The 26,567-nt window shown below is 58.0% G+C and carries 22 protein-coding genes; 15 read left to right on the top strand and 7 right to left on the bottom strand.

Features of this window, described 5'->3' with window-relative positions:
• Window positions 1–256: 256 nt before the first annotated feature.
• Complete coding sequence (locus tag FZF01_RS02370; protein WP_150276485.1) at window positions 257–973, bottom strand: hypothetical protein; 717 nt, start codon at window positions 971–973, stop codon at window positions 257–259.
• A gap of 702 nt (window positions 974–1,675) precedes the next feature.
• Complete coding sequence (locus FZF01_RS02365; RefSeq protein ID WP_150276484.1) at window positions 1,676–1,891, bottom strand: hypothetical protein; 216 nt, start codon at window positions 1,889–1,891, stop codon at window positions 1,676–1,678.
• Between the two features lie 174 nt (window positions 1,892–2,065).
• On the opposite strand from FZF01_RS02365, the gene FZF01_RS02360 reads away from it, so the two are divergent.
• Window positions 2,066–3,868, top strand: a complete 1,803-nt coding sequence (locus FZF01_RS02360; protein ID WP_150276483.1) for a sensor domain-containing diguanylate cyclase — start codon at window positions 2,066–2,068, stop codon at window positions 3,866–3,868.
• Window positions 3,869–4,231: 363 nt separating this feature from the next.
• On the opposite strand, the gene FZF01_RS02355 is transcribed toward FZF01_RS02360, so the two are convergent.
• Both FZF01_RS02355 and uvrD read right to left on the bottom strand, forming a co-directional pair.
• On the bottom strand, window positions 4,232–5,332 hold the full coding sequence (locus FZF01_RS02355) for a TRAP transporter substrate-binding protein (protein WP_150276482.1): 1,101 nt from the start codon (window positions 5,330–5,332) through the stop codon (window positions 4,232–4,234).
• A 199-nt stretch (window positions 5,333–5,531) separates the two neighbouring features.
• Window positions 5,532–7,706, bottom strand: coding sequence for a DNA helicase II (uvrD, locus tag FZF01_RS02350; protein ID WP_150276481.1), 2,175 nt, complete (start codon window positions 7,704–7,706; stop codon window positions 5,532–5,534).
• A 180-nt stretch (window positions 7,707–7,886) separates the two neighbouring features.
• Between uvrD and FZF01_RS02345 the strand changes: the two genes are divergently transcribed.
• The gene (locus FZF01_RS02345; RefSeq protein ID WP_150276480.1) at window positions 7,887–10,745 is read left to right on the top strand and encodes a putative bifunctional diguanylate cyclase/phosphodiesterase; all 2,859 of its coding nucleotides are present in this window, start codon (window positions 7,887–7,889) and stop codon (window positions 10,743–10,745) included.
• Window positions 10,746–10,774: 29 nt separating this feature from the next.
• Here FZF01_RS02345 and zwf read toward each other — a convergent pair whose 3' ends face one another.
• Window positions 10,775–12,250: a glucose-6-phosphate dehydrogenase gene (gene zwf, locus FZF01_RS02340; protein WP_150276479.1), complete on the bottom strand. Its 1,476-nt coding sequence runs from the start codon at window positions 12,248–12,250 to the stop codon at window positions 10,775–10,777.
• 102 nt (window positions 12,251–12,352) lie between these two features.
• Here zwf and hexR point away from each other — a divergent pair, with 102 nt between their 5' ends.
• From hexR to FZF01_RS02320, 4 genes are all read left to right on the top strand, one after another.
• On the top strand, window positions 12,353–13,228 hold the full coding sequence (hexR, locus tag FZF01_RS02335; protein ID WP_150276726.1) for a transcriptional regulator HexR: 876 nt from the start codon (window positions 12,353–12,355) through the stop codon (window positions 13,226–13,228).
• Window positions 13,229–13,415: 187 nt separating this feature from the next.
• Complete coding sequence (locus tag FZF01_RS02330; protein ID WP_150276478.1) at window positions 13,416–13,769, top strand: response regulator; 354 nt, start codon at window positions 13,416–13,418, stop codon at window positions 13,767–13,769.
• Window positions 13,770–13,920: 151 nt separating this feature from the next.
• A complete protein-coding gene (locus FZF01_RS02325) occupies window positions 13,921–15,066 on the top strand; it encodes a sensor histidine kinase (RefSeq protein ID WP_188434343.1) in 1,146 nt (381 codons plus the stop codon).
• Window positions 15,067–15,228: 162 nt separating this feature from the next.
• Entirely contained in the window at window positions 15,229–16,818 is a 1,590-nt protein-coding gene (locus tag FZF01_RS02320; protein ID WP_150276476.1) for an ABC-F family ATPase, read from the top strand.
• 3 nt (window positions 16,819–16,821) lie between these two features.
• On the opposite strand, the gene FZF01_RS02315 is transcribed toward FZF01_RS02320, so the two are convergent.
• Window positions 16,822–17,535: a DUF1294 domain-containing protein gene (locus FZF01_RS02315; protein WP_150276725.1), complete on the bottom strand. Its 714-nt coding sequence runs from the start codon at window positions 17,533–17,535 to the stop codon at window positions 16,822–16,824.
• Between the two features lie 207 nt (window positions 17,536–17,742).
• Between FZF01_RS02315 and FZF01_RS02310 the strand changes: the two genes are divergently transcribed.
• The 3 genes from FZF01_RS02310 (at window position 17,743) to FZF01_RS02300 (ending at window position 18,978) form a co-directional block, all read left to right on the top strand.
• Window positions 17,743–18,147, top strand: a complete 405-nt coding sequence (locus FZF01_RS02310) for a TraR/DksA C4-type zinc finger protein (RefSeq protein ID WP_150276724.1) — start codon at window positions 17,743–17,745, stop codon at window positions 18,145–18,147.
• Window positions 18,131–18,613, top strand: a complete 483-nt coding sequence (locus FZF01_RS02305) for a hypothetical protein (RefSeq protein ID WP_150276475.1) — start codon at window positions 18,131–18,133, stop codon at window positions 18,611–18,613. The genes FZF01_RS02310 and FZF01_RS02305 overlap by 17 nt, the downstream gene beginning before the upstream one ends.
• Window positions 18,614–18,786: 173 nt before the next feature.
• Entirely contained in the window at window positions 18,787–18,978 is a 192-nt protein-coding gene (locus FZF01_RS02300; RefSeq protein ID WP_150276474.1) for a PA3496 family putative envelope integrity protein, read from the top strand.
• A gap of 18 nt (window positions 18,979–18,996) precedes the next feature.
• Here FZF01_RS02300 and FZF01_RS02295 read toward each other — a convergent pair whose 3' ends face one another.
• Entirely contained in the window at window positions 18,997–19,917 is a 921-nt protein-coding gene (locus tag FZF01_RS02295) for a LysR family transcriptional regulator (RefSeq protein WP_194434074.1), read from the bottom strand.
• Window positions 19,918–20,072: 155 nt separating this feature from the next.
• Between FZF01_RS02295 and FZF01_RS02290 the strand changes: the two genes are divergently transcribed.
• The 6 genes from FZF01_RS02290 to FZF01_RS02265 all read left to right on the top strand — a co-directional run bounded on the left by FZF01_RS02290 (window position 20,073) and on the right by FZF01_RS02265 (window position 26,526).
• Window positions 20,073–21,488: an acetyl-CoA carboxylase biotin carboxylase subunit gene (locus FZF01_RS02290; RefSeq protein ID WP_150276472.1), complete on the top strand. Its 1,416-nt coding sequence runs from the start codon at window positions 20,073–20,075 to the stop codon at window positions 21,486–21,488.
• A 93-nt stretch (window positions 21,489–21,581) separates the two neighbouring features.
• Window positions 21,582–23,402 (top strand): sodium-extruding oxaloacetate decarboxylase subunit alpha, encoded by a 1,821-nt coding sequence (gene oadA / locus FZF01_RS02285; protein WP_150276471.1) that lies wholly within the window; start codon window positions 21,582–21,584, stop codon window positions 23,400–23,402.
• Window positions 23,403–23,534: 132 nt separating this feature from the next.
• Window positions 23,535–24,467 (top strand): sodium-dependent bicarbonate transport family permease, encoded by a 933-nt coding sequence (locus FZF01_RS02280; RefSeq protein WP_150276470.1) that lies wholly within the window; start codon window positions 23,535–23,537, stop codon window positions 24,465–24,467.
• A gap of 9 nt (window positions 24,468–24,476) precedes the next feature.
• Window positions 24,477–24,779 carry a P-II family nitrogen regulator gene (locus FZF01_RS02275; RefSeq protein WP_150276469.1) on the top strand — a complete coding sequence of 101 codons (303 nt, stop codon included), beginning with the start codon at window positions 24,477–24,479 and terminating at the stop codon, window positions 24,777–24,779.
• 162 nt (window positions 24,780–24,941) lie between these two features.
• The gene (purE, locus tag FZF01_RS02270; protein WP_150276468.1) at window positions 24,942–25,433 is read left to right on the top strand and encodes a 5-(carboxyamino)imidazole ribonucleotide mutase; all 492 of its coding nucleotides are present in this window, start codon (window positions 24,942–24,944) and stop codon (window positions 25,431–25,433) included.
• A gap of 10 nt (window positions 25,434–25,443) precedes the next feature.
• Entirely contained in the window at window positions 25,444–26,526 is a 1,083-nt protein-coding gene (locus FZF01_RS02265; protein WP_150276467.1) for a 5-(carboxyamino)imidazole ribonucleotide synthase, read from the top strand.
• Window positions 26,527–26,567: the final 41 nt, after the last annotated feature.

The following is a 26,567-nucleotide window of genomic DNA, read 5'->3' as shown; positions in this document are numbered from 1 at the left end:
ATTGCGAAGTGAGACTCTGCCTTTGTGTCCTGGAACCCTCCCCCTCACCAAGCACCGATGGGATCAGCCCTTTCCCCTCGCCAAATGAAACACTTCAACTGAGGGGCAAAAGGCAAGACCCGACCCTAGCATCTTAAATTGAATATTGCCGGAGGGCCTTGGCGGGTAGTGCTTACTTAGAGGGTCAGAGCTCAGAGGCAAGCTCAAAGCAAAAGGCAAAACCTGACCCTAGTATTCGTTTTTTCCCAATGTGAAATTACTGGCGATAGCGAGGCACACCATAAGGTCCACCCAACGCATCACCCTTTGCATCCCGATAGTGGTTCAAGCTCATCACCTTTCCACCTTGCAACGTGACAATCAGAACCCGAGCGTCAAACGCCTCACCATTCATGTCTTCGGTACTCCGCATCATTGGACTGCCCGTCTCCGTCACCATGGGCGCCCACTCGATCGCTTCATACTGTATTTGCCAGTCCCTTGAAGAGGCCTCGCCGGAGAGTTCATGTGTACAATTTTCACAAACGCGGTGTTCCAACATTGCGCTGCCATCAGCCCGAAGCGTATACCGAAAGTCAGCCACAGCCGGATCGCGATGTTCGTTTGCATACACCCCTGCATAATTTTCCAGCTGGGACTTGTCAACGTTGACGGACTTATCTTCACCTTCCGATGAGGTGTATGTGAGCGTGTTGTTATTTGCAGCATTTTCAGCCGAGGGCGCCGAGCTTCCTTCATCCATACTCGCCCCAGACGAATTGTCATCCATGGAATCGGCATAGGCGGCATCCTTTGCTTCATCGGCCTTGACCTGCTCAAGAAGTTGTCGGAGTTGCTCGATTTCCGGGCCGGTCACCCCCTGGCGATCCGCCTCTTCTAATTGAGCTTCAAACTCCTCAATCATGGGGTTTGCGTGAATAATAGTCGTAGTAGCCAAGAGCATGGCGGACAGAATAAATACGAACCGAAACATAGTGAGGATCCCTCCAACTTTTTGAAAACAGTATTGCTGGCCGATGCTCCGGCCACAATTGAAGGTAACCCGAACCGACAAAGGTAGGCAAATTGTCGGCCGATCCTGAAAAGAAAGGGCCCAAAATACTACCCCAAGCAATACGGCAGTCAGGACTTAGGGGCCATCAGCACGGATAAAACTGCAGCGCAGGAAGCATTTTGACCCTGTGCCTGCTCGTGTCGACGGGCGGTCTCGAGCAAAAGGCAAGACCTGGCCCTAGTATTCTTTCATGTACTTTTTATTCTAAAAATCAGTGTGATGAGTACATAATGGATGATAAAGAACAAATAGATGATATGAAAACACTGTGTTTCCAGTCATTTGGTAATGTAGAAGCATCATGTAGGCGGGGAACTCCAAGTTGCTCCTATAGGACTTCTTTGGGTTTAAAGATTTCTTACGCCTACTATTCAGACAATTCTTACTTTAAACAGTCATGTATAGATGGTGGAGGAGAGCTGCGTTAAGACAGCCATACCCAGGCATAATCAATGAAAAATAACTGAGTAATTGGGGTCGGATGAGAATGGCACTAAGTTAAGCAGCTTTTGCGCGATATCGGTTTCGATGAAGGGTATCGGTCATTTCATGCCTGTGCTTCGTCAATAAGCCATATGGTTTTGGCCTTCGTTTCACACATCGAGGCTCTTGTCGTCCGGGTCATTCTATCAGCAGATTCCGTGTAATCGCTTTATAGAGCTCAGCCATCAAGCGACGTTTTTCTCTGCAGCCCACTCCCCGCCGGTTCAGCGCTGGCTCCCATTGCCTCAGGGCTTGCACGCTCGCCTTGAAACTGATTTGACGCCTAGCTAGATTCGCTGACTTGCCCGCATTGTTCATCAGCAGTCTGCTGGCGTTGTAGGCAATGAGATACATCAGAATTTCCCTAACCCCACCATCGTTCGAATTTAAGAATGCCGCGCCAGAGCCTCGGCGACGACTTCGACTGCCTGGCTCCAGTTACAACTAAAGATAGCAAGTGCGTGCAACGTCAGTGCTTTATTTCTAGACTAGGCAAAAGCTTGCTCATCCAATAAGACCTAAAAACCGATGCAGCTAACCGCTACTCGCCTTTTTAATAATGTAATTCTGACGCTTGTAGTGTGGGCGGCACTCTGTCTGCCCGCGCAGGTCGCTAACGCCGCAAGTACCACGGAGATCAACGCGGTAGAATACCTGCTCGCTCCAAGTTCCGCGTCTTTCAGCGCAGTAACTGAGCAGGCTTTTGCGACACGCTGGCAGACCTCTGATCAACCTACCCTCAACATAGGCTATCGGCCCGAAGGCGCCTGGGTGCGTTTTCATATAACCAACCATGCAGCAGATGAGGTCAAAAGACTGCTGCTAGTGGACTGGAGCTTCACCCAGATCGAAGCTCGGATTCTGGACACAACGCACGGTGAATGGTCTGCGGGCGTTCATACCGGTGACGGCGTGGCACCCCACAGGCGCGCCGTCAACAGCCCGCTTCAAGTCTTGCCGCTGAGCCTGCCTCCTGGTGAAGCCGAGGTATACCTGCGGCTTGAAACCAACGCGCCCATGCTCTTGCCATTTCGCCTGCTTGCCCCCTCGGAACTGCCGAAGGCAGAGCGCGACAACAATCTGCTGATGGGCGCCTTCTTTGGCGCCATGTTAGTGATGATGTTGTACAACGCGTCGCTGTTCATTTTTACCCGGGACGCGGCCTATCTTTTTTACTGTGCCTATGTGCTGAGCGGGGCCTTTTACGTCGCCAGCGTGTTCAGCTTTGGGCCTTATTTTCTGTGGTGGGATTCCCCCTGGCTGGTTTCGCGGGCCACGGTATTATCGGTAAGCCTCGGCTTCTTCGGCGCCGCTTTGTTTGAACGCCAGTTTCTAGAACTCCGTCGCCAAGGTGGCTGGCTGCTGCATTTAAGCCATGTAGTGCTGGCCTATTGGTTATGTGCTGCCCTGGTCTCTGCCTTCGCCCCCCAAGCTATCGGGTATGTGCATATTGAGCACGGCGGTTCTCTCACCTGCGTCGCGGCCATCGTTATTGCTGTTGTATGTTGGCGGCGTGGCAGTATTTCCGCCGGCTATTTTCTGGTGGCCTGGACAGGACTGGTGTGCGCTACCCTGGGCATCACCCTGGCAATGGCCGGGATAATACCCATGACCAACTCAATCCGCTCCACACAGCTGGCGGGATTCATCCTGGAGTTTCTGCTGCTGTCTGTTGCACTGGCTGAACGTATCAACCGTGAAAAGGCCTCCCGCTTGCAGGCACAGGACGCCTTGCTGCTCATGCAAGAAGAAAACACCGCGCTACTGGAATCCAGCGTTGCCTCACGCACCCGACAACTTGAGCAGGCCAACCTGGAACTCAAGCGGCTGAGTAACACCGATTCTCTGACGGGGTTAAGCAACAGACGCGGATTTGAAGAGCAAGTCAGTGCCGCCATCGAACAAGGTCGTACCAATGGCGTACCAGTTGCTTTTCTGATGCTGGATGTCGATCACTTCAAGCACATCAACGATAAATTCGGCCACAGTATCGGTGACGAATGCCTCGCAGCGGTAGGTCAGACGCTGAGCGAGTACAGCCGCCGTGAGACCGAGTGTGCCGCCCGCATTGGTGGCGAAGAGTTTGCCACCGTGTTCTACAGCATGCCTGCTGTCAGCGCCGCTGCTGTGGCCGAACAGATTCGCTCGGCTATCGCCAAGCTGGAAATCAGACTTCCCGAAGGCAATCTCAGCTTCACCATCAGCATCGGCGTTGCTGCCTGGATACCCACAGAACAGGACAGCAATCTGACCTACGCCAACGCCGCAGATGAGGCCTTGTATCGAGCAAAGGCGAGTGGTCGCAACCAGGTATGCATATCAGGCAGTTAGTAGGCATGCCAAGCAAATAGCAGCATTTTGCTCGCGGTAACGCCGAGGGGTCAGATACCCTCTTGAAATTCAAGCGATGACCTCAGCAGAGAGGCAGAAGGCAAGACCTGAACCCTGGTTCTTTCTAGCGACGCAGGCAAGGGGTCGGTGCTGTGAGATAAACGCGAAAATTTGAATGCAGCATGATATTAGTGACTCCTCCTTGTTCCCCCAACGCAAAAGCGCTGACTCCATTGCAGAGCACAAATGGGGTTGGCATCCATGCCTGCTGTTCAGGCCATACTGCCCCGCTTTATCGCAGATTGCCACTACCGGAAAGTAACCAGAGCGGCGCTCGTCCAGGGAGGTTGAGCGCCAGAGGCTTCAGCCGCGCAGGCCGTACATCGCCTGTTCGCTGATGGCGTGATAGGCCCATACCTTCTCGCGGAAGGCTTCCATCGAGTCCCAGACCTGACGGTTGAGGGGATCGGCGTTGGCGGTTTCTTCCAGTACCTGGGCAGACAGTTCGCGCAGGCGGTCGAGTACTTCATCCGGCAGGCGGCGCAACTCAACCTTGTGCTCGTTGACGAGCGTGTTGAGTGCATCGGCGTTGCGCCGGGTGTACTCATCCAGCATGTACTGGTTGGTGGCACGTGCGGCTTCGCGGACGATGGTCTGCAGATCATCCGGTAGTTGCTCGAAGGCGGTCTGATTGATGCTCAGTTCCAGCACCGCGCAGGGCTCCTGCCAACCGGGGTAGTAATAGTACTTGGCGGCCTGGTGCAGCCCGAAGGCCAGGTCGTTGTAGGGGCTGACCCAGTCGGTAGCGTCGATCACCCCGTTGCGCAGTGCACTGAAAATTTCACTGCCGGGTAGATTAACTGTGGTCGCACCCGCGCGGGCCAATACCTCACCGCCAAAGCCGGGCATGCGGATCTTCAGGCCGCGCAGGTCTTCCAGGCTGTTGATCTCCTTGTTGAACCAGCCCGCCATCTGCACGCCGGTATTGCCACAGGGCAGCGGCAGTACGCCGCTGCTGGCATAGGCTTCCTGCCAGAGCTGCAACCCGCCGCCTTCATATAGCCAGGCGTTCATTTCCTGGGCGTTCATGCCGAAAGGGACAGCCGTAAAGAACGGGGCTGCCGCGCTCTTGCCCTTCCAGTAATAGGCTGCGCTGTGGCCCAGTTCGGCGGTGCCGCTGGAGACTGCATCGAACACTTCCAGCGCGGGTACCAGTTCGTCTGCGGCGAACACCTGCACGGTGAGACGGCCATTGGACAGGGCGTTGACGGTGCCAGCAAAACGCTCGGCGGTCGTGCCCAGACCCGGGAAGTTCTTCGGCCAGGAGGTGACCATCTTCCACTTGAAGCGTTGTTCGGGCTGGCTGCTCTGCTCGCCGGTGGGGGTGGTCTGGTCTGAACAGCCAGTTAAGGCAACGGCGCCGAGGCCGAGACCGGCGGCGGTAAGGAGTTGGCGTCTTTTCATTATTTGAGCTCCAAGCGGCAAGCTTCAAGCGACAAGCTGGCCGTGCATTCTGCATTTTTGATGGTGGTCTTCTTCAACTTTTTTAATGCTGCAGTGCAGCGGACAAATCTGGAACTTTTCGCCTCGACAATCTGCTTGAAGCTTGCGGCTTGCGGCTTGCGGCTTGCCGCTTGCCGCTTGCCGCTGCGAGCTCACGAGCCTAGAGTGCCTGCAGCTTGGCGTAGGCAACCATCAGCCACTTGCTGCCTTCGTCGTCAAAGTTGACCTGGATGCGGGCCTGGGCGCCCTGGCCTTCGTAATTGAGTACCACGCCTTCGCCAAACAGCGAATGCAGCACCCGCTGGCCGAGGGCAAAGCCGGTGCTTTCCGAGGCTTCTGCGGCAAACATACCGGTTTTGGCTGGTCCGAAGGGGCGGCTTACCTGGCTTCCCAGGCGGACCTCCTGAATCAGTTCGGCCGGAATTTCACGCACAAATCGCGAGACCTTGTTGAAGGTTTCGCTGCCATACAGGCGGCGGGTTTCCGCCCAGGTAATCACCAGTTGCTGCATCGCGCGGGTAATACCCACGTAAGCCAGGCGACGTTCTTCTTCCAGACGGCCCGGCTCTTCCAGACTCATCTTGTGCGGGAACAGGCCCTCTTCTACACCCGCGAGGAACACCAGGGGGAATTCCAGACCCTTGGCACTGTGCAGGGTCATCAGTTGCACGCTGTCCTCGAAACGGTCGGCTTGGGTCTCACCCGCCTCCAGGGAGGCATGGGCGAGGAATGCGAGCAGCGTGTCGCCCTCGGCCTCTTCGTCGGCCTGGTCGTTCTCGAAGGCACGCGCGGCGGAGACCAGTTCTTCAAGGTTCTCGACGCGAGCCTGGGCCTTTTCGCCCTTTTCGTTCTCGTGAAAGCGCAGCAGCCCGCTCTGTTCGATGACCTGCTGGGCCATGCTGTAGAGGGGTACGCCCTCGACCCGCACGGTGATTTCTTCGATCAACTCGCAGAACGTCTGGACGGCGTTGGCAGCGCGACCGGGTAAGCCCTTGTTATCCAGCAGGTCACAGGCAGCCTGCCACATGGACACGTCCTGCTGGCGCGCGTGTTGACGCAAAGCCTCGACGGTCTTGTCGCCAATGCCGCGGGTGGGCAGGTTGATGATTCGCTCCAGGGCGCCGTCATCACCGCGGTTGGCGACCAGCCGCATATAGGCCATGGCGTTCTTGATCTCCGCGCGCTCGAAAAAACGCTGGCCGCCATAAATACGATAGGGAATAGCGGCGCGCAGTAACGCCTCTTCCAACACACGTGACTGGGCGTTGGAGCGGTAAAGAATGGCAATCTCGCTGCGCGACATGCCCTCGGACACGGCCTGATCGATGCGCTCGACGATAAAACGCGCTTCGTCCTGCTCATTGAAACCGGCATAGAGCGCGATCGGCTCGCCTTCACTGTCTTCGGTCCACAGCTCCTTGCCCATGCGACCAGCGTTCTGTTCGATCAAGGCATTGGCTGCCTTGAGAATAGTGGCCGTGGAACGGTAGTTCTGCTCAAGCCGGATCAGCTCGGAGTTGGGATAGTCACGCTGGAACTGATGGATGTTCTCGATCTTGGCGCCGCGCCAGCCGTAAATCGACTGATCATCGTCGCCCACAACCATCAGGCTGGGGGTCTTGCCGGCGATCAGGCGCAGCCAGGCGTACTGCACAGCGTTGGTATCCTGGAACTCATCCACCAGCATATGGCGGAACCGTGCCTGGTACTGCTCACGCAGGGAGTCGTTGTCGCGCCAAAGCTCCAGCGAGCGCAGCAACAGTTCGGCAAAGTCCACCACGCCGGCGCGGGCGCAGGCCTGTTCGTAGCTCTGGTAGATCCGCAGCATGTTGGTCAGAAACAGATCACCTGCAGGCTGTATATGCTGAGGCCGCAAGCCTTCATCCTTCTGGCCGTTGATCCACCACTGGGCCTGACGTGGTGCCCACTGATTCTCGTCCAGCCCCAGCTCGCGGATCACCCGTTTGACGATCCGCGACTGGTCATCGCTGTCGAGTATCTGGAACTGCTCGGCCAGACCGGCTTCGCGCCAGTGGGCGCGCAGCAGCCGGTGGGCCAGACCGTGGAAGGTACCCACCCACATGCCCTGTGGCGAGATGCCGAGCAGCTGCTCGATGCGGTGACGCATCTCGTGGGCGGCCTTGTTGGTAAAGGTGACCGACAGAATGCTCCAGGGCGAGGCCTTTTCGACCTCGACCAGCCAGGCAATGCGGTGCACCAGAACACGGGTTTTGCCGGAGCCGGCGCCAGCCAGAACCAGTTGTTGGCCGGGCGCAGCGGTCACCGCCTGGCGTTGGGCGTCATTCAGGGAATTGAGCAGATGTGAGATATCCATCGCAGCATTCTATCAGCCCCCACAGCGAAGCCGGAAGAAATGGCTGCAATGACCAGCCCAGAGGGGTTGTTTTAAAATTATCAAGGGGTCTGGGGCTGTGCCAGGCCAGGGTGGTGGTGTAAGGTTGCATTCGATTGAAATATAACAAGAGTCATCGAGTCCCGAGGGAATCACGTCACAATGACGTTTGCGCCAATCACACAACCGGCTGTGCCCCGCCAGCATCTGCGTCTGCGCGCGCTGGATATGCTGTTCGCCTTTGCGCGGCTGCCCCAGTGGCTGATCATGTTCAACGCTGTGGCAATGATACCCTTGCTGTGGGCGCATACGGATCACGCTGGACTGCTCGGTTGGGCTGCTGTGTTGGGGGCCCTGACATTACTGCGTGTGATGCTGGTACGCCGCTACCAGAGCGCGTCCGATTCGCAACGCGTGCGTCTGCGCTGGCCGGCCATGTTGATCCTGGGAAATGTGGCCTCGGGCCTGTGTCTGGGCTGGGTGCATATCGCCCTGGTGCCCGCAGACAACTTCATGCTGCAGGCGCCGGCCTATGCTCTGACCGCGGGCATCACGCTGTGCGTCAGCGTTATCTACGCCTTCCGCTATGTTGCCTTCCTGGCCTTCACCGTGCCCGCCTGGTTGATGCCGAGCCTGTACCTATTGCTGCAGAATGATGCGTCCAGCCCCTACTGGGGACTCATGGGTAGCATACTGTTCTGCTGTCTGTTGATGGGTGCGGCGTTTATCAACCGCTCCCTGGGTCTTGCATTACAAGCCAGCCTGCATAACGAGCAATTGGCAGCCCGCCTCGAGGAATCACGTCGCCAGGCAGAAGACCTCAATTTTCAGCTGACGCAGGAAATCCAGCAACGAAGACAAGCCGAACAGGGTCTGCGCGACAGCCACGGCGTGCTCGAGGAGCGTGTCGCGCTGAGAACCGCTGAACTGGAGCAGGCCAGCGCCGCCCTCAAATCCAGCGAAGCTCAACTCACACTGGCGATGAATGCCAGTCAGTTGGGGTTGTGGGACTGGAATCTGGAAACCGACGAGGTAGTGCATTCCCACCTCGAGGAAATTTTCGGGCTGCCGCCAGGCTCCGTTACCTCCATGCGCGCGCATTTATCACCGCGAGTGCACCCCGATGACACCGAGATGGTCCGCGATACCCTGGTAAGCCACATGCAGATGCGTACTGGATCCTACCGTATCGAATACCGTGTCAGACACGCCAACGGCCAATGGATCTGGGTAGAGGACAGTGGTCGGGCTGTGGAGCGGGACGCCAACGGCCGTGTCCGTCGGATGATCGGCACCCGCCGCGATATCAGTGCGCGCAAGCTCCAGGATGAACAGGCGCAGCTGGCAGCAACGGTGTTCGAGGCAACAGCCGAAGGTATCTTTATTCTGGACCCGGATCTGCGCATTCTCACGGTGAATAACGCATTCAGCGTTATCACCGGTTATGCCGCGGAAGAAGTGCTGGGCCTGCCCATCGCGGACACCAACAAGACCACCAAGAACCAGCTGAGCTTCAAGGCACTGCGTGACATTCTGCAGAACAATGATCGCTGGGAAGGTGAGCGTATAAGCCAGCGGCGAAGCGGCGAGCTGTATCCGCAATGGTTGCAGCTGACCGTCGTGCGCAACGTCAACGGCAACGTCACTCATTATGTCGGTTTCTTTGCTGATCTGAGTGTCCGCCGGCAGACCGAAGAGCAATTGCAATACCTCAGCAGCCACGACAGCCTCACCGAGCTGGCGAATCGCAGTATGTTTACCCAAAGCTTGCAGGAGTCCACGGCCAGGGCCCGGCAGCACGGGCAGAAGCTCGCGCTGATGCATGTGGACCTGGACCGCTTCAAGCACATCAACGATACCCTGGGTCACACCGTTGCCGACGAGCTTCTTCGTCAGGTGGCGTTGCGCCTGCGCGAGATCACCCCGGAGCACGACACCCTGGCGAGGCTTTCAGCTGACGAGTTTGTCATTATTGTCGAGCAGGACACCAGCCGTGAGCGCCTGGAATATCGCGCCAGCACAGTGCTGGAATTCCTGCGCCTGCCGCTGAGTATCGGCGAACACGAGCTGGTAGTCACAGCCTCCATCGGGATCAGCGAGTTCCCCAATTCGGCACGTGACAGCCTGGTCATGATCACTCAAGCCAACCAGGCAATGCAGCATGCCAAACATCTGGGCGGTAACAGCTTCCAGTTCTTTACCGAACAACTACCCGGCTACAGCCTCGAACGCCTGCAGCTGGAAAATCAACTGCGCAAGGCTCTGGACGAAGACCAGCTGATTGTCTACTACCAGCCCAAATTGCATCTGGCCAGCGACCGCATACAGGGCGCCGAGGCACTGGTACGCTGGCAGCATCCGGAACAGGGGTTGCTGTTACCAGGCGCCTTTATCGATATTGCCGAGGAAACAGGCATGATTGTCGCCCTGGGCGACGCCGTGCTCACCAAAGCCTGTCTGCAGGCGAGCGAGTGGTATCACCGCGGCCCAGCGCCGATATGCGTGGCCGTCAATCTGTCGGTCCAGCAACTGCGTCAATCCAACTTTGCAGCGCGGGTGCAGCAGATACTCGACCACTCCCAGCTGCCCGCCAGCCTGCTGGAATTCGAGCTGACCGAAAGTATGCTGCTCGAGCACGTGGATGCCGTCGCTGAAAATATAGCCCAGCTACAACAGATGGGTATTCGTCTGGCGATCGATGACTTTGGCACCGGCTATTCTTCCCTCGCCTATCTGAAGCGCTTCCCTATCTCGACCCTGAAAATCGACCGGGCGTTTATTGGCGAACTGGAAGAACAGGTTCCGCAAAGCGAGCGCAGCCAGGACGCGGCGATCATTCGGGCGATCATCGCCATGGCACATAGCCTGGATCTGATCGTGGTGGCCGAAGGCGTCGAGCATGATGGTCAGCTGGAGTTTCTCAAGGAGCACCTGTGCGATGAGGTACAGGGCTACCTGATAAGCCGGCCCGTGTCCGCTGCGGACTTCACTGCACTGCTGACTGAAAGCACAGAGGTATAACGAGCTGACAAGCCGCATTGTGGCTTGCTCTAGCGCTGATCCAGCCAGCGATGCCCAAGCCGATCGAGCAGGCTGTCAGCCGCTACAGGCCCCCAACTGCCGGCGGCATAGCGCTTGGGCGAGCGATAGCAGTCGTCCCAGCCCTGAATAATCGGATCTACCCAACGCCAGGCTGCCTCAATCTCGTCACGGCGCATGAACAGCGTCGCATCGCCACTGATCACATCCAGCAGCAACCGCTCATAGGCATCCCAGCGGCGCTTGTTGAATGCCTCGGCAAAATTCAGATCCAGATCCACATCCTGCAGGCTCATGCCCCGCCCGGGGCTCTTCGCCATCAACGACAGCCGGATGCTCTCGTCGGGCTGCAGGCGGATGACCAGGCGATTATGCTCCGGCGCATCACTACCCTGACCAAATAACCGGTAAGGCACCGGCTTGAACTGAATGACAATCTCGGACTTGCGCTGCGCCAGACTCTTGCCGGTGCGCAGATAGAAAGGCACACCACCCCAGCGCCAGTTATCCACCTCCACCTTGAGTGCGACGAAGGTTTCGGTGTTACTGTCGTGATCCACATTTTTCTCAAAATAATAGGCCGGGAGCTTCTCCCCGGCACGCACGCCGCGGGAATACTGACCGCGTACCGTACGGTCCTGCACGTCCAGACCGGTGATCGGCCGCAGGGCGTCGAGGATCTTCAGCTTCTCGTTACGGACTGCTTCGGGTTCAAAATGCACAGGTGCTTCCATCGCGACCAGACACAACAACTGCAGCAGGTGGTTCTGCACCATATCGCGCATCGCCCCAGCGTTATCGTAGTAGGCTCCGCGGTTCTCTACCCCCACGGTTTCCAGAACACTGATCTGCACATGGTCGATATGCGCGTTGCGCCAAAGGGGCTCGAATAGTGCGTTGCCGAAGCGCAATGCCAGCAGGTTCTGCACGGTTTCCTTGCCCAGATAGTGGTCGATACGAAATACCCTGGACTCGTCAAAGACTGCACCGATGCCATCGTTGATCTGATTGGCAGTTTCCAGACTCTGGCCAAGGGGTTTCTCGAGCACGATGCGGGCCTGTTTGTCGGCCAGGCCAACGGATGCCAGGTGCTGCGCCGTGGCGGCAAACAACTCCGGGAAAGTCGCCAGATAGAAGACCCTGATCCGGTCCGGACGGGTTGCCAGTACCTTGGCCAGACGCGGAAATTCCACACGTTGGCTGGCGTCCAGGGTCATGTAATCCAGGCGTGCAGCAAAAGTGTCCCAGGTAGCCTGTTCGAAATCACCAGGGGGAAGGTATTGCCCCAGGTGCCGCTGCGCAAGACGTCGGTAGCCGTTGTCATCGTGTCGCGCGCGCGCGAGTGCAAGAATTCGGCTGTCTGGGTGCAGATGGCGGTCACGGTGAAGGTAATACAGCGCCGGCAAGAGCTTGCGCAGGGCCAGATCTCCGGTTCCGCCGAACACCACTATGTCGCAAGGTTCGCTGTATTGCACCGACACGCTCATTCTCCCGGATGGAGGCAGGGGGAAAGGATTTGTAGTATAACTACAAGAAATCCCATGTTGTCGAACCCAGACTACCACGAAGCCAAAACCTATGAAGCCCACGTGAACCTGCTCCAGCACATTGCCGCCAGCCGTCAGCAACTGCGCAAATCCGAACTCAAGGTCGCCGACCATGTGCTTGGTCACGCGGCCGACGTCATGCATTCGTCGATGGCCGATCTCGCGCGGGAAGTGGGTATCAGTGAACCCACCATCGTCCGGTTCTGCAGGGCTATAGGCTGTACCGGGTTTCAGGATCTCAAACTGCGTCTGGCCCAGAGCCTGGCTGCCGGGGCCAGTTTCGGTCAGTTCTCCATCAGTGAGGACGACAATGTCGGTCAGCTCGCCCACAAGATATTTGATACTACGCTGGCCACGCTGATGGACGTGCGTGAACGTCTGGACCCGCATAAGGTGGAGCGGGCGATCGAAGCGCTGAGCGATGCCCGGCGGGTGGAGTTTTATGGCTTTGGAGCATCAGGCGCCGTGGCCAGCGATGCGCAGCACAAATTCTTCCGCCTGCAGGTGTCCACTGCCGCCTATTCCGACCCGCATATGCAGGCGATGTCAGCCGTTACATTGGGGCCACAGGATGTGGCCGTGACCATTTCCCAGACCGGCCGCACCAAGGACTTGCTGCATTCAGCCGCGCTGGTCAGAGAAACCGGCGCTACGCTCATCAGTCTGTGCCCCAGCCACACCCCGCTGGCTGAGCTCGCGCAGATACACATCGCAATCGACGTGACCGAAGACACGGATATCTATACCCCCTTGTCGTCGCGCATCGCCCACCTGGTGGTTATCGATGTACTCGCCATGGGCATGGCGATGCGCCGAGGGCCGGCGCTGGTCAATCACCTGAAGAATGTCAAACGCAGTTTACGCGGACTTCGCCTGACCCATAAGGCTGGGCAGCGCAATCTCGACAACAACGATTGATTTGCGCCAAGACTTCCGGGCTGCTTACGCGAGGCATTTATCGGCCTGCCAACGCTCAAGACATGCGTGACTGGAACGACTTGATTGGAACGACTTGTGTTTGTAGCAATCAGACACTGTTAGCCATCGCTTATCGATGAGCGCTGCGGGCCGTTCGCAGCACGTCAAGACAAGGTAAATTCACCCGATGCCCCGAATATTGATTGTAGAAGACGAGCCTGTTATCGCAGAGCTGCTAGAGGAAGTACTGACAGACCATGGATTCAGCATAGTTGCCATTGCTTCGACCATAGAACAGGCTGGATCCCTGGCCGAAACCCTCGATCTGGATGGAGCACTACTGGATGTCAATCTGGGTGGGCGGGAAGTATATCCGGTGGCGCGGTTGCTCGAAGAAAAGGGCGTACCCTTTGCGTTCACTACCGGCTTCGGGTCCCTGGGGCTGCCAGCTGAGTGGGTGAACCGACCCGTTTTCTGCAAGCCCTACGATATTGAGTTATTGGCCGAGACCCTTGCGCAGTTGACTCACGGGGCTGCATAAAGCAAAAAAAACTTCCCATTTTGCAGCTTATGATCACAATTGACTGAACATGGCGAGACGGTAGTACCCCATGGAAACCGGCCCCAACGGGCAAACCGGACTCAGCACGACTAATGCATTTCGCCAAGACCCTACATCATCAGGACCTAGCATGACGACGTCGAGTACTCCCGAAACCAACCCACCTCAGGATTTACCAGCCGCCGGGAACCCGCCCGATACTCGACCCTCTCTGCTTCTCGCCGTTCAAGGCTCTGAAGAGTTACTAAACTGTCTGAGTAACCCTCAATTGAATCTTGCGGGCACCGTTGTCTGCGACTCAGCGGCTATCGTCGTTAACCAGGAGGTAGCCAGCCTGAGGGGCGGCTGCGAGCAACGGGCACTTGCAACCCTTGCCTCCCTGCATGCAGCCGGCGTATGTGGCACCTATAACAGCGATATGCAGAACCTGGATAGCGGCGCTGGAAATCCCGTGCTGGCTATCTGCTTTTGTCCTCCGGAAGACGGCTGGATCATGTGGTTCCGCGATGAGCAACCGGATCAGGCCGAGGGCTGGAGCGAAGTCGACATTGGGGCAGCCAATGCGCTGCGTGGCGATTTACTCGAAGCCTGCCTGCAACGGGCCGTGACGGCCAACCGCGTGCAACAGGGCCTTATCGCCAGGCTCGGGCACGACCTGTCCAATCCGCTGCAGTCCATAACCATGTCCGCTGCCCTGCTTCGCCCGCAAAACGAACGTGACATCGAGCTGAACCGGCACATTATTGCTGCGGGCAGGAAAATGAATCGCATGCTGGCTCAGGTACGCGACCTCAACCAGTTGCAGTCAGGCAACAAGATCAGTATCAACCCGGTAGCGACCAATCTGTCGGCTCTGCTCAAATCGGTTCTGGAAGACGAGCAGAAGCTATATGCGGATCTGATCATTGAAGCCCGGATCGAACCCGGCATACATGCGATGGTTGACGCCGAACGCTACACCGAGGTTGTTGCGCACCTTCTGAATAACGCAAGCCAGCAGAGTAAACCCCATACACCCACTGTTATTAATCTGCAAAGGCAGAATGACACCAGCAAGCTGACCGTCAGCAGTCAGATTGACCCGCTCAGCGCAGAACAGATGGCAGGACTTTTTCAGCCCGTGACCAGTGATAGCGCCATGCCGGAGCAAAGCGGCCTGAGCATGGGACTGTACATCTGTGCGGCAATCGTCCAGGCGCACGAGGGTTCCGTATGCGCCGATCAGGCGGATGGCTCGATTGATTTCTGTCTGACACTGCCGCTGCTGGAGCCGTGAGGCAGACGCCTTTCTCCTGATTGCGCGGTGCTGGCGGGTGTGCCCTACGCTCGTCGGACGCCCCTGTCAATAAACAAGCATTGCCCGTAGAATACGCGGTCCGGTTTTCTGGCCCGGTACAGCGCCCGATGACCACCCATTCTTTTCCCGCAGGACATTCTTTTGATCTCCACCGCCAATATCACCATGCAGTTCGGGGCCAAGCCTCTTTTCGAGAACGTGTCAGTCAAGTTTGGCGGTGGTAACCGTTACGGCCTGATCGGCGCCAACGGCTCGGGTAAATCCACCTTCATGAAAATCCTTGGCGGTGATCTGGAGCCCTCGGGCGGTCAGGTGATGCTCGAGCCCAATGTGCGCCTGGGTAAATTGCGTCAAGACCAGTTCGCTTACGAAAAATACAGCGTGCTGGACACCGTCATCATGGGTCATGAAGAACTGTGGAAGGTGCATGCCGAACGGGACCGCATCTATTCGATGGCGGAAATGAGCGAAGAAGACGGCATGAAAGTCGCCGAGTTGGAGACCGAGTTCGCTGAAATGGACGGCTATACCGCTGAATCCCGTGCTGGCGAGCTGCTGCTTGGCCTGGGCATTCCGTTAGCCCAGCACAGCGGCCCGATGAGCGAGATCGCCCCCGGCTGGAAGCTGCGTGTGCTGCTGGCCCAGGCGCTGTTTTCCGATCCGGAAGTGCTCTTGCTGGACGAGCCGACCAACCACCTGGATATCAATACCATTCGTTGGCTGGAAAGTCAGTTGACCATGCGCAACAGCACCATGATCATCATTTCCCACGATCGCCACTTCCTCAATAGCGTATGTACGCACATGGCGGACCTGGATTTCTGCGAGTTGCGCCTGTTCCCAGGCAACTACGATGAATACATGATGGCCGCAACTCAGGCCCGCGAGCGTCTGCTCTCCGACAACGCCAAGAAGAAGGCGCAGATCGCCGAGCTGCAGACCTTCGTCAGCCGCTTCTCCGCCAACGCCTCCAAGGCCAAGCAGGCGACCAGCCGCGCCAAGCAGATCGACAAGATCCAGCTCGATGAGGTCAAGCCTTCCAGCCGCATTAGCCCCTTCATCCGCTTCGATCAGAACAAGAAGCTGCACCGCCAGGCGGTGATCCTTGATCAGGTCAGCCAGGGTTTCGACGGAGAGGCACTGTTCAAGAACCTGAGCCTGCAAATCGAAGCCGGCGAACGGGTAGCGATCATCGGGCCCAACGGCATCGGCAAAACCACTTTGCTGCGCACACTGGTGGACGAGTTACCGCCAATGTCCGGCACCGTCAAATGGGCCGAAAGTGCCGACCTGGGCTATTTCGCTCAGGAACATGCCGACGATTTCAAAAACGACTGGACCCTGTTCGACTGGATGTCGCAGTGGACCACCGGTGGCGAGCAGCTGGTGCGCGGCACCCTGGGCCGTATGCTGTTTTCCAACGATGACATTCTGAAATCGGTGAAAGTGATTTCCGGCGGTGAGCAGGGCCGCATGCTGTTTGGCAAGCTGATCCTGCAGAAAGCCAACGTGATGATCATGGACGAACCGACCAACCACCTGGATATGGAATCCATCGAGGCGCTCAACCTGGCACTGGAAAACTACCCCGGCACGCTGATCTTCGTCAGCCATGACCGGGAGTTCGTATCCAGCCTGGCAACCCGCATCATCGAGCTGAACGAAAACGGCGTGACCGACTTCAACGGCACCTATGATGATTACCTGCGTGAACTGGGTGTGGCGGTATAAGCCTCAGTTGCCCAGTACACGCGCCAGGTATTTTCCATCCAGCAGCAGCCTGTCAGCCCAGAACAGCTGATGGGTTGCCACTATCAGCCAGAAGATAGTCTGGTACGAGGTCTTCCGGGTCTTGTGCCGGAAACGCTGCTGGGCAATCAAGGCCCCGGGCCACCCCCCTAACAGCTCGGACAGGTGCAGCAGATTCTCAGGGGTACGCTGACCTGACTCGCGGGCACTGCGCTTGTCGGATCGGTACATCAGAAAACTGATCACGCTGATTGCCAAGTACGCTGCCAGCGGCGCTATCCAGCCCTGTTGCAGGTACAGCATCAACGAGCCGGACCCTGGAAGGGCGCAGAGCCCGACCCAGATCATCAACTTGAGTGGCAGATTCTGAATACCGGCAGTGCGCGGAATACTTTTGCTCTGCGGTTTCCTCGCAGCGACCGGAGCCGGTCTTTCACGCTTGTCAGCTCCCGCTTCCCGAGGCTTGCGACGGATCGATGCCATATCAATACTCAGCCCCTCACCACGCATGTGCGTCGCTCGCAGACGGCCTTGCTCATCCTTGCCTGCCAGATAAAGAACAGTGTCGCCCTGACTTGGCCGCGCGTCGCCACGCATCACGGAGATATGCACGAAAAGCTTTGCGCCGCCGCCCTCCGGCTGGATAAAGCCAAAGCCCTTGTTGTCATCCCAACTCGATAACGTGCCCCGTTGTTCCATCAACTCATTTCCATCTGGCTGCCAGTTGCGGTCAGGATATTGTGCGTCAGCTTCACCCATTGCGAAAGCAGCGCACGCTCAACTCACATTTGCTCTCGGAAAGTCGTTACTGGCTCCCAGGCCCACGATACGGAACTTTTACCCGCTGAAAGCGCTCTGAATTAGGCCACAGGACAACACAGGCCATTCACCATGGGAACATCTCTATTGACCAAGGAAGAACTTCTCGCGCAACCAGCCGATGAGTACATGAGCGAATCCCAGCTGGCATTCTTCAAGCACCTGCTGACCACAGAGCGTGAAGAGCTGCGCGAAAGAATAGATCGCGACTTTCAGGGGCTGCGTGAATACGAAATGCCTTCCGATCCTGGAGACGTGGGCAGTGCCGAGGAACAGCGTCAATCGCAGCTGCATATGCTGGAGCGCGAAAAACGGCTGCTCGACAAGATCGATCAGGCGCTTGATCGTGTTGCCAGCGGGGAATACGGCTGGTGTGCGGAAACAGGTGACCCTATCGGGCTGCGTCGGCTTCTACTGCGCCCGACTGCCACACTCAGCATCGAAGCCAAGCAACGCCAGGAGCAACTCGAGCGCCATGTTCGCGAAGTATGACCTTTTACAGGACCGGCACAGCCGGCAGGAGTATTCCATAGTGAACCCCGACCATCAGATAACGTCGAAGCGCCTGCTTGCGGCGTTACACCGGTCGCTTGAGCTCGCCAAGCCGGAAGTGCCTGGTCTGGCATGGCTTATACCGCTAGCCGAGGGTTACCTCGATCCGACGGGGATTCATGTTGTATGGGTTTTCAATACGCGCGCCAGCCTCACGAACGCTCTGGAAGCAGGTAGCGGCAGGCTGTTGTATCAGCTGACCGCAACCGCACTGCGTGAGGCGCATATGCAAGTGGATGACATAGCCGTGAACGTGCACTTCGATACTGAAGAAGACTGTCAGCATGAGAACCAGGGCAACTGGCAGTCACGTCTTTCAATCCGCTACTATCCGGCCCGGGAAATGGACGAAGTGCAAGCAGGTCAGGGAGGAGACATATCCTCGAAACTCCCCTCTGCTTCTTGATCCTGCACCCCTCCATACCCGATGTGTTTCTGTGAGCAAGTCGACTGCTCCTCCTCTGGAATCGGCCCCTTCCTTTACTCAGCCTCAAATTCAAGGTTGTTTCACCGTTCTGTAACCATCCCGTCATCCTCGGCGCGCAAGTTGATCAGGTACTCACACAGCGGAGAACCACAATGTCTTTTGATTCCGATTTCGAAGATGGCAGCAGCTCGGTACGTAAACAGCGCCGGCAGAATGAAGATCGCAAGCGCATGGCCTATCGCAGGGCGATCGAGGAGTATCGGGAAAGTCAGGCGCTGCACGCCCAAGTATGCGACTTCCCGGACATCATCGAAGCGAGGCGTCCGGGTATCTGGATGCATTGATTATCCGGTTTACCGCTATCAGGCATTGAACTGCTCTGCCAGGCCCCGTATCTGAGCCCGTTCGGAGCGGAGAAATGCCAGAAAAGCCTGGGCCACAGGGCTGAGTCGCTTGCCACGCGCATGCACAGCGCACCAGCTGCGATACAGCGGCAGCTCGGTGAAATCCAGGCGCACCAGAGCGCCACTGCGGATAAATGCCGAAGCCGCGTGGCCAGACACAAGAGCGATACCCAGGCCAGCTATTGCTCCCTGGATCAGGCTTTCGCTTGAGCCCAGTTGCATTGATTGCTGTAGATGCACCCGTTTTTCCTGAAGAAAATCATCACTGGCCTTGCGTGTTCCCGAGCCCGGCTCACGCTGCAGCACCATCACTCCCTCGATCTCGGCAAGCGATAGGTCGCTGCGCCGTGCCAGCGGATGATCCGTATTGGCCACGGCGATAATCGGGTTGTTAAGGAATGGAAAGAACTCCAGAGCCCGGTCCTCCGGCACCAGCCCCATCAGCACTACATCATCCAGATTGTCGCGCAGGCGTTGAATGACCTGGCCCCGGGTGGCGATTTCGAGCCGGAATGACACTCCCGGATAGTGCTCACGAAAGGCAGCGAGCAGGTGAGGTGTCAGGTACTGAATGCTGCTGACCACGGCCAGACGCAGCTCGCCCTGCAAATTGCCCTGCAAAGTCGAAAGACTCATATCCAGACTTTCCAGACGCGCAAATATATCTTCGCTGGCCGCCAGCAGACTGTTAGCCGCTTCGGTGAGGTACAGCTTGCGGCCTACATATTCGAACAGCGGCTGCTCGACCTGCTCTTCCAGTTGCCTGATCTGCTGGCTGACTGCCGACTGGGTAAGGGCCATGTCCTCCGCTGCGCGGCTGAAGGAGTGGCAACTACATACTGCGCGGAATACCTGAAGCTGCCGTAGCGTCATCCTCAAAAGTGTCTTACGCACTCTGGTCTACCCTTGTATTGCGACTGTTCCACCTATGTATAAGCAATTACTAATGGATAATCCAATTATTATTCATTTCTCTTGCTTTTCTCTCTGGCGTACTTTGCCTGTATCCGGTCACCATCAGGAGGAACCAGGACGTGATCAAGAAAATCCTCATAGCCAACCGTGGCGAAATTGCCGTTCGTATCGTGCGCGCCTGCGCCGAAATGGGCATTCGCTCTGTGGCTATCTATTCCGAAGCAGACCGCTTCGCGCTCCACGTCAAACGCGCCGACGAGGCCTACAGTCTTGGCAGCGATCCCCTTTCCGGCTATCTCAATGCCCGGCAACTGGTCAACCTGGCAGTGGAGACCGGCTGTGATGCACTGCATCCCGGCTATGGCTTTCTGTCGGAGAACGCCGAACTGGCGGAGATCTGTAGTGAGCGCGGGATCAAGTTCATCGGACCTGCCGCCTCGGTCATCCGCGGCATGGGCGACAAGACCGAAGCTCGGCGCAGCATGATCAAGGCCGGCGTGCCGGTAACACCGGGTACCGAAGGCAATCTGGCCGACCTGCAGGAGGCTCTGAAGGAAGCCGAGCGCGTGGGCTACCCGATCATGCTCAAGGCCACCTCCGGTGGTGGCGGCCGCGGTATACGCCGCTGCAACACCCAGGCAGAGCTCGAGCAGGCCTGGCCGCGGGTCATTTCCGAAGCCACCAAGGCCTTTGGCTCGGCGGACGTGTTCCTGGAAAAGTGCATCGTCAATCCCAAGCATATCGAAGCGCAGATTCTGGCCGACAGTCACGGCAACACCGTGCATCTGTTCGAGCGTGACTGCTCGATCCAGCGGCGCAACCAGAAGCTGATCGAGATTGCACCCAGCCCGCAGCTGACTCCCGAGCAGCGCGCCTACATCGGTGATCTGGCGGTAAAAGCTGCGCAAGCGGTGGGTTACGAAAATGCCGGTACCGTGGAGTTTCTGCTCGCCGACGGCGAGGTGTATTTCATGGAAATGAACACTCGGGTGCAGGTGGAACACACCATCACCGAACAGATCACCGGTATCGACATAGTCCGTGAGCAGATCCGCATTGCCTCCGGTCTGCCGCTCTCGGTCAAGCAGGAAGACATCCAGCACCGGGGTTTCGCCATTCAATTCCGGATCAATGCGGAAGATCCGAAGAACGACTTCCTACCCTCTTTCGGCAAGATCACCCGTTACTACGCCCCGGGCGGTCCCGGTGTGCGCGTGGATACGGCGATCTATACCGGTTACAGCATTCCGCCCTATTACGATTCCATGTGCCTGAAGCTGATCGTCTGGGCCCTGACCTGGGAAGAAGCCCTGGACCGCGGGCTGCGCGCGCTGGACGACATGCGCCTGCAGGGTGTGAAAACCACCGCGGCCTATTACGCAGAGATTCTGGGTAACGACGAGTTTCGCAGCGGCGTATTCGACACCAGCTTCGTCGAAAGCCACCCGGAGCTGACCCGCTACTCGGTCAAACGCAAACCCGAAGAACTGGCGCTGGCCATTGCCACCGCAATTGCCGCGCACGCCGGACTATAAATTCAGCTATAAGCCGCAAGCTTCAAGCTGCAAGCAGTCCGCGCGCGAGCCGACTACCAGCTTCAGGCTTCCAGCTCATCAGGAGATAAAGAAATGAGCACCACACGCAAGATTACCGTTACCGACACCATCCTGCGCGATGCGCACCAGTCGTTGCTGGCCACCCGCATGCGCACCGAAGACATGCTGCCGATCTGCGACAAGCTCGATCAGGTCGGTTACTGGTCGCTGGAAGTCTGGGGCGGCGCGACGTTCGATGCCTGCGTGCGCTTTCTCAAGGAAGACCCCTGGGAGCGTCTACGCCAGTTGCGTGAAGCGCTTCCCAATACCCGTTTGCAGATGCTCCTGCGCGGCCAGAACCTGCTCGGCTACCGCCACTACAGCGATGACGTAGTAAAGGCCTTCGTCGCCAAAACGGCAGAGAACGGCATCGATGTGTACCGCATCTTCGACGCGATGAACGATGTGCGCAACCTCGAGACCTCGATCAAAGCGGTCAAGGATGCCGGTAAGCATGCCCAGGGCACCCTCGCCTATACCACCAGTCCGGTGCATAACGTGCAAGGCTACGTGGCGCAGGCCAAAGCCATGGCGGCCATGGGTATCGATTCCATTGCGATCAAGGACATGGCCGGTCTGCTGACCCCGTTCGCGACCGCCGAATTGGTCACCGCACTCAAGGCCGAACTCAGCCTCCCGGTATTCATCCATTCCCACGATACCGCCGGCATGGCTGCCATGTGCCAGATCAAGGCAATCGAAGCCGGTGCGGACCATATCGACACAGCGATTTCCAGCATGGCCTGGGGCACCAGCCATCCGGGCACCGAATCCATGGTCGCGGCGCTCAAGGGCACCCCCTACGACACCGGACTGGATCTGGCCTTATTGCAGGAAATCGGCATGTATTTCCATGCCGTGCGCAAGAAGTATCACCAGTTTGAAAGCGAGTTTACCGGCGTGGATACGCGGGTGCAGGTCAACCAGGTGCCTGGCGGGATGATGTCCAACCTGGCGAATCAGCTCAAGGAACAGAACGCGCTGAACCGGATTCAGGAAGTCTTCGAGGAAATTCCGCGCGTACGCGCCGATCTCGGTTTCCCGCCCCTGGTGACCCCGACGTCGCAGATTGTCGGCACCCAGGCGGTGTTCAACGTCTTGGCTGGCGAGCGCTACAAGACCATCACCAACGAGGTCAAGCTCTACCTGCAGGGCCGCTACGGTCAGGCCCCCGGCCAGGTCGACGCTGACCTGCAGCGCCGCGCCATCGGCAACGAACAGGTCATAGACGTGCGCCCGGCCGATCTCATCAAGCCGGAAATGGACAAGCTGCGCGCGGAAGTCGGCAGCCTGGCGCAAAGCGAAGAGGACGTGCTGACCTATGCCATGTTCCCCGACATGGGCCGCAAATTCCTGGAAGAGCGCGCCGCCGGCACACTCAAGCCCGAAGAACTGCTCCCCGTACCCAGCGTATCAGGTGCGCCAGGCAAGCCGATGGTGGAAGACGGCGCACCGACCGAGTTCATCATTGACGTTCACGGCGAAAGCTACCGTGTTGATATCACCGGTGTGAGCGTCAAGGGCGACGGCAAACGCCACTTCTACCTGAGCCTGGACGGCATGCCCGAGGAAGCCGTGTTCGAACCGCTTAACTCCTTTGCCGGTAGCGGCGGGGGCAGCCAGCGCAAGCAGGCGAGTCAACCCGGCCACGTCACCACCAACATGCCCGGTAACGTCGTCGATGTACTGGTCCAGGTCGGCGACACGGTCAAGGCCGGCCAGGCTGTACTGGTCAGCGAGGCCATGAAAATGGAAAGCGAAATCCAGGCCGCCATCGGCGGTACCGTCAAAGCCGTAAACGTGGCCAAGGGCGACCGGGTCAATCCGGGCGAGATATTGATCGAGATAGAATAAGGGCAGCGGCAAGCCCCAAGCTACAAGCCGCAAGATTGATCGGAGTCGTTGACGGGCACTAAGGCCCCACACCACTCCGGATCGCTTGCAGCTTGAAGCTTGCAGCTTGAAGCTGCTTTCCTGGAGGAAAGCATGGGTTTTGATCCGGTAGTACTGTTCTTTGTATTCGGTCTGATCGCCGGTCTGGTGAAGAGCGAACTGAAACTTCCACCGGGGCTGTATGACACCCTGTCGATCATCCTGTTGCTGGCGATCGGTCTGCATGGGGGTGTGGAGCTTGCCGAACAGGCCAGCCCGGCCTTGCTCGGGCAGACGCTGGCGGTCCTGGCGCTGGGTATCGCCCTGCCCCTGATAGCCTTTCCGCTGCTCCGCATGTTGCGCTTCCCACGGGTCGATGCCGCGAGCATCGCGGCCCACTACGGCTCGGTCAGCGCCGGTACCTTTGCAGTGGTAATCGCCTATCTGCTGGCGCGCGACATCATGTTCGAAAGCTATATGCCGCTTTTCGTGGCGGTGCTTGAAGTGCCTGCGATCATTGTTGGTATTCTGCTGGCCAAGGGCATTCGCCGGGATACTGACTGGAAAGCGCTCAGCCACGAAGTCTTCTTGGGCAAGAGCATCATGTTGCTGCTCGGCGGCCTGATCATCGGGGTACTCGCCGGCAAGGAAGCGATTGCTCCGCTCGAACCGCTATATACCAGCATGTTCAAACCGGTACTGGCGTTCTTCCTGCTGGAAATGGGCTTGATTGCGTCGCGCCACCTGGGCAGCCTGCGCACTACTGGTCCGCGGCTGGTGGCGTTCGCATTGGCGTTTCCGCTAGTTGGCGCACTAGCCGGAGCGCTTTTGGGCACCGCCCTGGGACTGACGGTGGGGGGCGTTACTGTTCTCGCCACCCTGGCAGCCAGCGGCTCCTACATCGCGGTGCCTGCCGCAATGCGTCTGGCGCTGCCCGAAGCCAATCCGGCGCTGTCCCTGACGGCATCATTGGGCATTACATTCCCTTTCAATATACTGGTGGGCATTCCCCTTTATCTTTCACTGGCCGAGTGGCTGGCCGCCTGAGGAGCAACCATGAGCATGTCAACCCGCACCCTGCTCACGCTGATCTGCGAAGCAGCCCTGGAACCCAGGCTCATCAAGGACCTGCAGCGCCTTGGAGCGCCCGGCTGGACTCTCTCTGATGCCCGGGGCAGTGGCACCCGAGGCGTGCGCAGCGCTGGCTGGGACAATGACGGCAACATCCGCCTGGAGGTGGTCTGCGGTAGGGAGCGTGCCGAACAGATCGTCCATCACCTGCAGGAACGTTACTACGACGACTACGCCATGATCTGCTATTTGTCAGACGTTGAGGTGCTCAGGCCGCAGAAGTTCTGATATTCCTCAATTCGGGTTATACTACGCGGCTTCATACAGTCAGCAGGCCGCACCCGGACACCGGGACCCGATCTGCTCCGCCAAGCCACGTCAGTAACCCTGCCGTGGCTTGTTGGTTTTTGCCGTAACCGCACGGCACAACAGAAAGCGAGGCACCGATAGATGACCGCATTGGTTGGCGTAATCATGGGCTCCAAATCAGACTGGTCCACCCTGAGTCATACGGTGGATATGCTCGAGCAGTTGGGCATACCCCATGAGGTCAAGGTCGTCTCCGCGCACCGTACGCCGGACCTGCTTTTCCAGTATGCCGAAGAAGCTGCCGGCAAGGGTATTGAAGTCATTATCGCGGGTGCCGGCGGTGCTGCGCACCTGCCAGGCATGTGCGCCGCCAAAACCCATTTGCCGGTACTTGGCGTACCAGTGCAGTCGTCAATGCTCTCGGGTGTGGATTCACTGTTGTCCATCGTGCAGATGCCTGCTGGTGTGCCGGTTGCCACCCTGGCGATAGGCAAAGCCGGAGCAATCAACGCCGCGCTATTGTCGGCAAGCATTCTTGGTGCCAAACACCCGCAATTTCATCAGGCGCTTCAGGAGTTCCGCACACGCCAGACTGACAAGGTGCTGGATAACCCGGACCCCCGACAGGACTGAGGACATATATATGAAGATCGGCGTAATCGGTGGTGGCCAACTGGGCCGTATGCTCGCACTGGCAGGGACTCCCCTCGGGCAACAATTCGTGTTTCTTGACCCTGCGGCGGACGCCTGCGCCCAGGCATTGGGCGAGCACATCCACGCCGACTACAGCGACCGCGATCATCTGCGCCAAATGGCTGATGAATGTGATGTAGTCACCTTCGAGTTTGAAAGTGTGCCTGCCGACACGGTCGCTTTTCTGTCCCAGTTCGTACCCGTCTTCCCCAACGCAGAGTCTCTGCGCATTGCCCGGGACAGGTGGTTCGAGAAATCAATGTTCCAGGACCTCGGCATTCCCACACCCGAGTTCGCCGATATTCAGTCGCAGGCAGATCTGGAAGCGGCAGTTACTCGCATCGGTTTACCTGCGGTGATGAAAACACGCACCCTGGGCTACGACGGCAAGGGTCAGAAGGTGCTCCGGCATCCCGAGGATGTGACAGGGGCCTTCGCTGAACTCGGCAGTGTGCCCTGTATTCTTGAGGGCTTTGTGCCGTTCCAGGGAGAAGTATCTTTGATCGCGGTGCGCGGTCGTAACGGTGAGACAGCCTTCTACCCGTTGGTACTCAACGTTCATGACAAGGGTATTCTGCGCCTGTCGGTGGCCAGCGCTGCACACCCGCTGCAGGCTCTGGCCGAAGACTACGCCCACCGGGTGCTCAAGCAACTTGATTATGTCGGCGTACTGGCGTTCGAGTTCTTCGAAATTGATGGCGGTCTTAAAGCCAACGAGATCGCCCCTCGTGTGCACAATTCAGGGCATTGGACAATTGAAGGCGCCCGCTGCAGCCAGTTCGAGAATCACCTGCGTGCCATAACCGGTTTGCCGCTGGGCTCCACTGCCAAGGTCGGCGAAAGCGCGATGTTGAATTTTATTGGCGAAGTGCCTCCTATCGAGCAGATCACCGCGATCGACGATTGCCATCTGCACCACTACGGCAAGGCATTCAAGGCAGGACGCAAGGTGGGACACGCTACGCTGCGTTGCACTGACAACCAGGCTCTGGACGCCCGAATCGCCGAATTGCAGGCACTGATCGGCGTCTGATCCGGGAGGCAACTCGCGCGGCTATAGGCTGCGTGGTCGCT

It is taken from the genome of Halopseudomonas salina (assembly GCF_008641105.1).
The sequence above is the reverse complement of the archived record's forward strand: the minus strand, read 5'-3'. Positions and strand labels throughout refer to the sequence as shown.

Excerpts from the sequence above, each read along its gene's own strand:
- FZF01_RS02360 (WP_150276483.1), top strand. The coding sequence starts at position 2,066 with ATGCAGCTAACCGCTACTCGCCTTTTTAATAATGTAATTCTGACGCTT.
- FZF01_RS02370 (WP_150276485.1), bottom strand. The coding sequence starts at position 973 with ATGTTTCGGTTCGTATTTATTCTGTCCGCCATGCTCTTGGCTACTACG.
- oadA (WP_150276471.1), top strand. The coding sequence starts at position 21,582 with ATGAGCACCACACGCAAGATTACCGTTACCGACACCATCCTGCGCGAT.
- purE (WP_150276468.1), top strand. The coding sequence starts at position 24,942 with ATGACCGCATTGGTTGGCGTAATCATGGGCTCCAAATCAGACTGGTCC.
- FZF01_RS02280 (WP_150276470.1), top strand. The coding sequence starts at position 23,535 with ATGGGTTTTGATCCGGTAGTACTGTTCTTTGTATTCGGTCTGATCGCC.
- FZF01_RS02305 (WP_150276475.1), top strand. The coding sequence starts at position 18,131 with ATGTTCGCGAAGTATGACCTTTTACAGGACCGGCACAGCCGGCAGGAG.
- FZF01_RS02325 (WP_188434343.1), top strand. The coding sequence starts at position 13,921 with ATGACGACGTCGAGTACTCCCGAAACCAACCCACCTCAGGATTTACCA.
- FZF01_RS02315 (WP_150276725.1), bottom strand. The coding sequence starts at position 17,535 with ATGGAACAACGGGGCACGTTATCGAGTTGGGATGACAACAAGGGCTTT.
- zwf (WP_150276479.1), bottom strand. The coding sequence starts at position 12,250 with ATGAGCGTGTCGGTGCAATACAGCGAACCTTGCGACATAGTGGTGTTC.
- FZF01_RS02355 (WP_150276482.1), bottom strand. The coding sequence starts at position 5,332 with ATGAAAAGACGCCAACTCCTTACCGCCGCCGGTCTCGGCCTCGGCGCC.
- FZF01_RS02330 (WP_150276478.1), top strand. The coding sequence starts at position 13,416 with ATGCCCCGAATATTGATTGTAGAAGACGAGCCTGTTATCGCAGAGCTG.
- FZF01_RS02275 (WP_150276469.1), top strand. The coding sequence starts at position 24,477 with ATGAGCATGTCAACCCGCACCCTGCTCACGCTGATCTGCGAAGCAGCC.
- FZF01_RS02365 (WP_150276484.1), bottom strand. The coding sequence starts at position 1,891 with ATGTATCTCATTGCCTACAACGCCAGCAGACTGCTGATGAACAATGCG.
- FZF01_RS02345 (WP_150276480.1), top strand. The coding sequence starts at position 7,887 with ATGACGTTTGCGCCAATCACACAACCGGCTGTGCCCCGCCAGCATCTG.
- FZF01_RS02300 (WP_150276474.1), top strand. The coding sequence starts at position 18,787 with ATGTCTTTTGATTCCGATTTCGAAGATGGCAGCAGCTCGGTACGTAAA.
- FZF01_RS02265 (WP_150276467.1), top strand. The coding sequence starts at position 25,444 with ATGAAGATCGGCGTAATCGGTGGTGGCCAACTGGGCCGTATGCTCGCA.
- uvrD (WP_150276481.1), bottom strand. The coding sequence starts at position 7,706 with ATGGATATCTCACATCTGCTCAATTCCCTGAATGACGCCCAACGCCAG.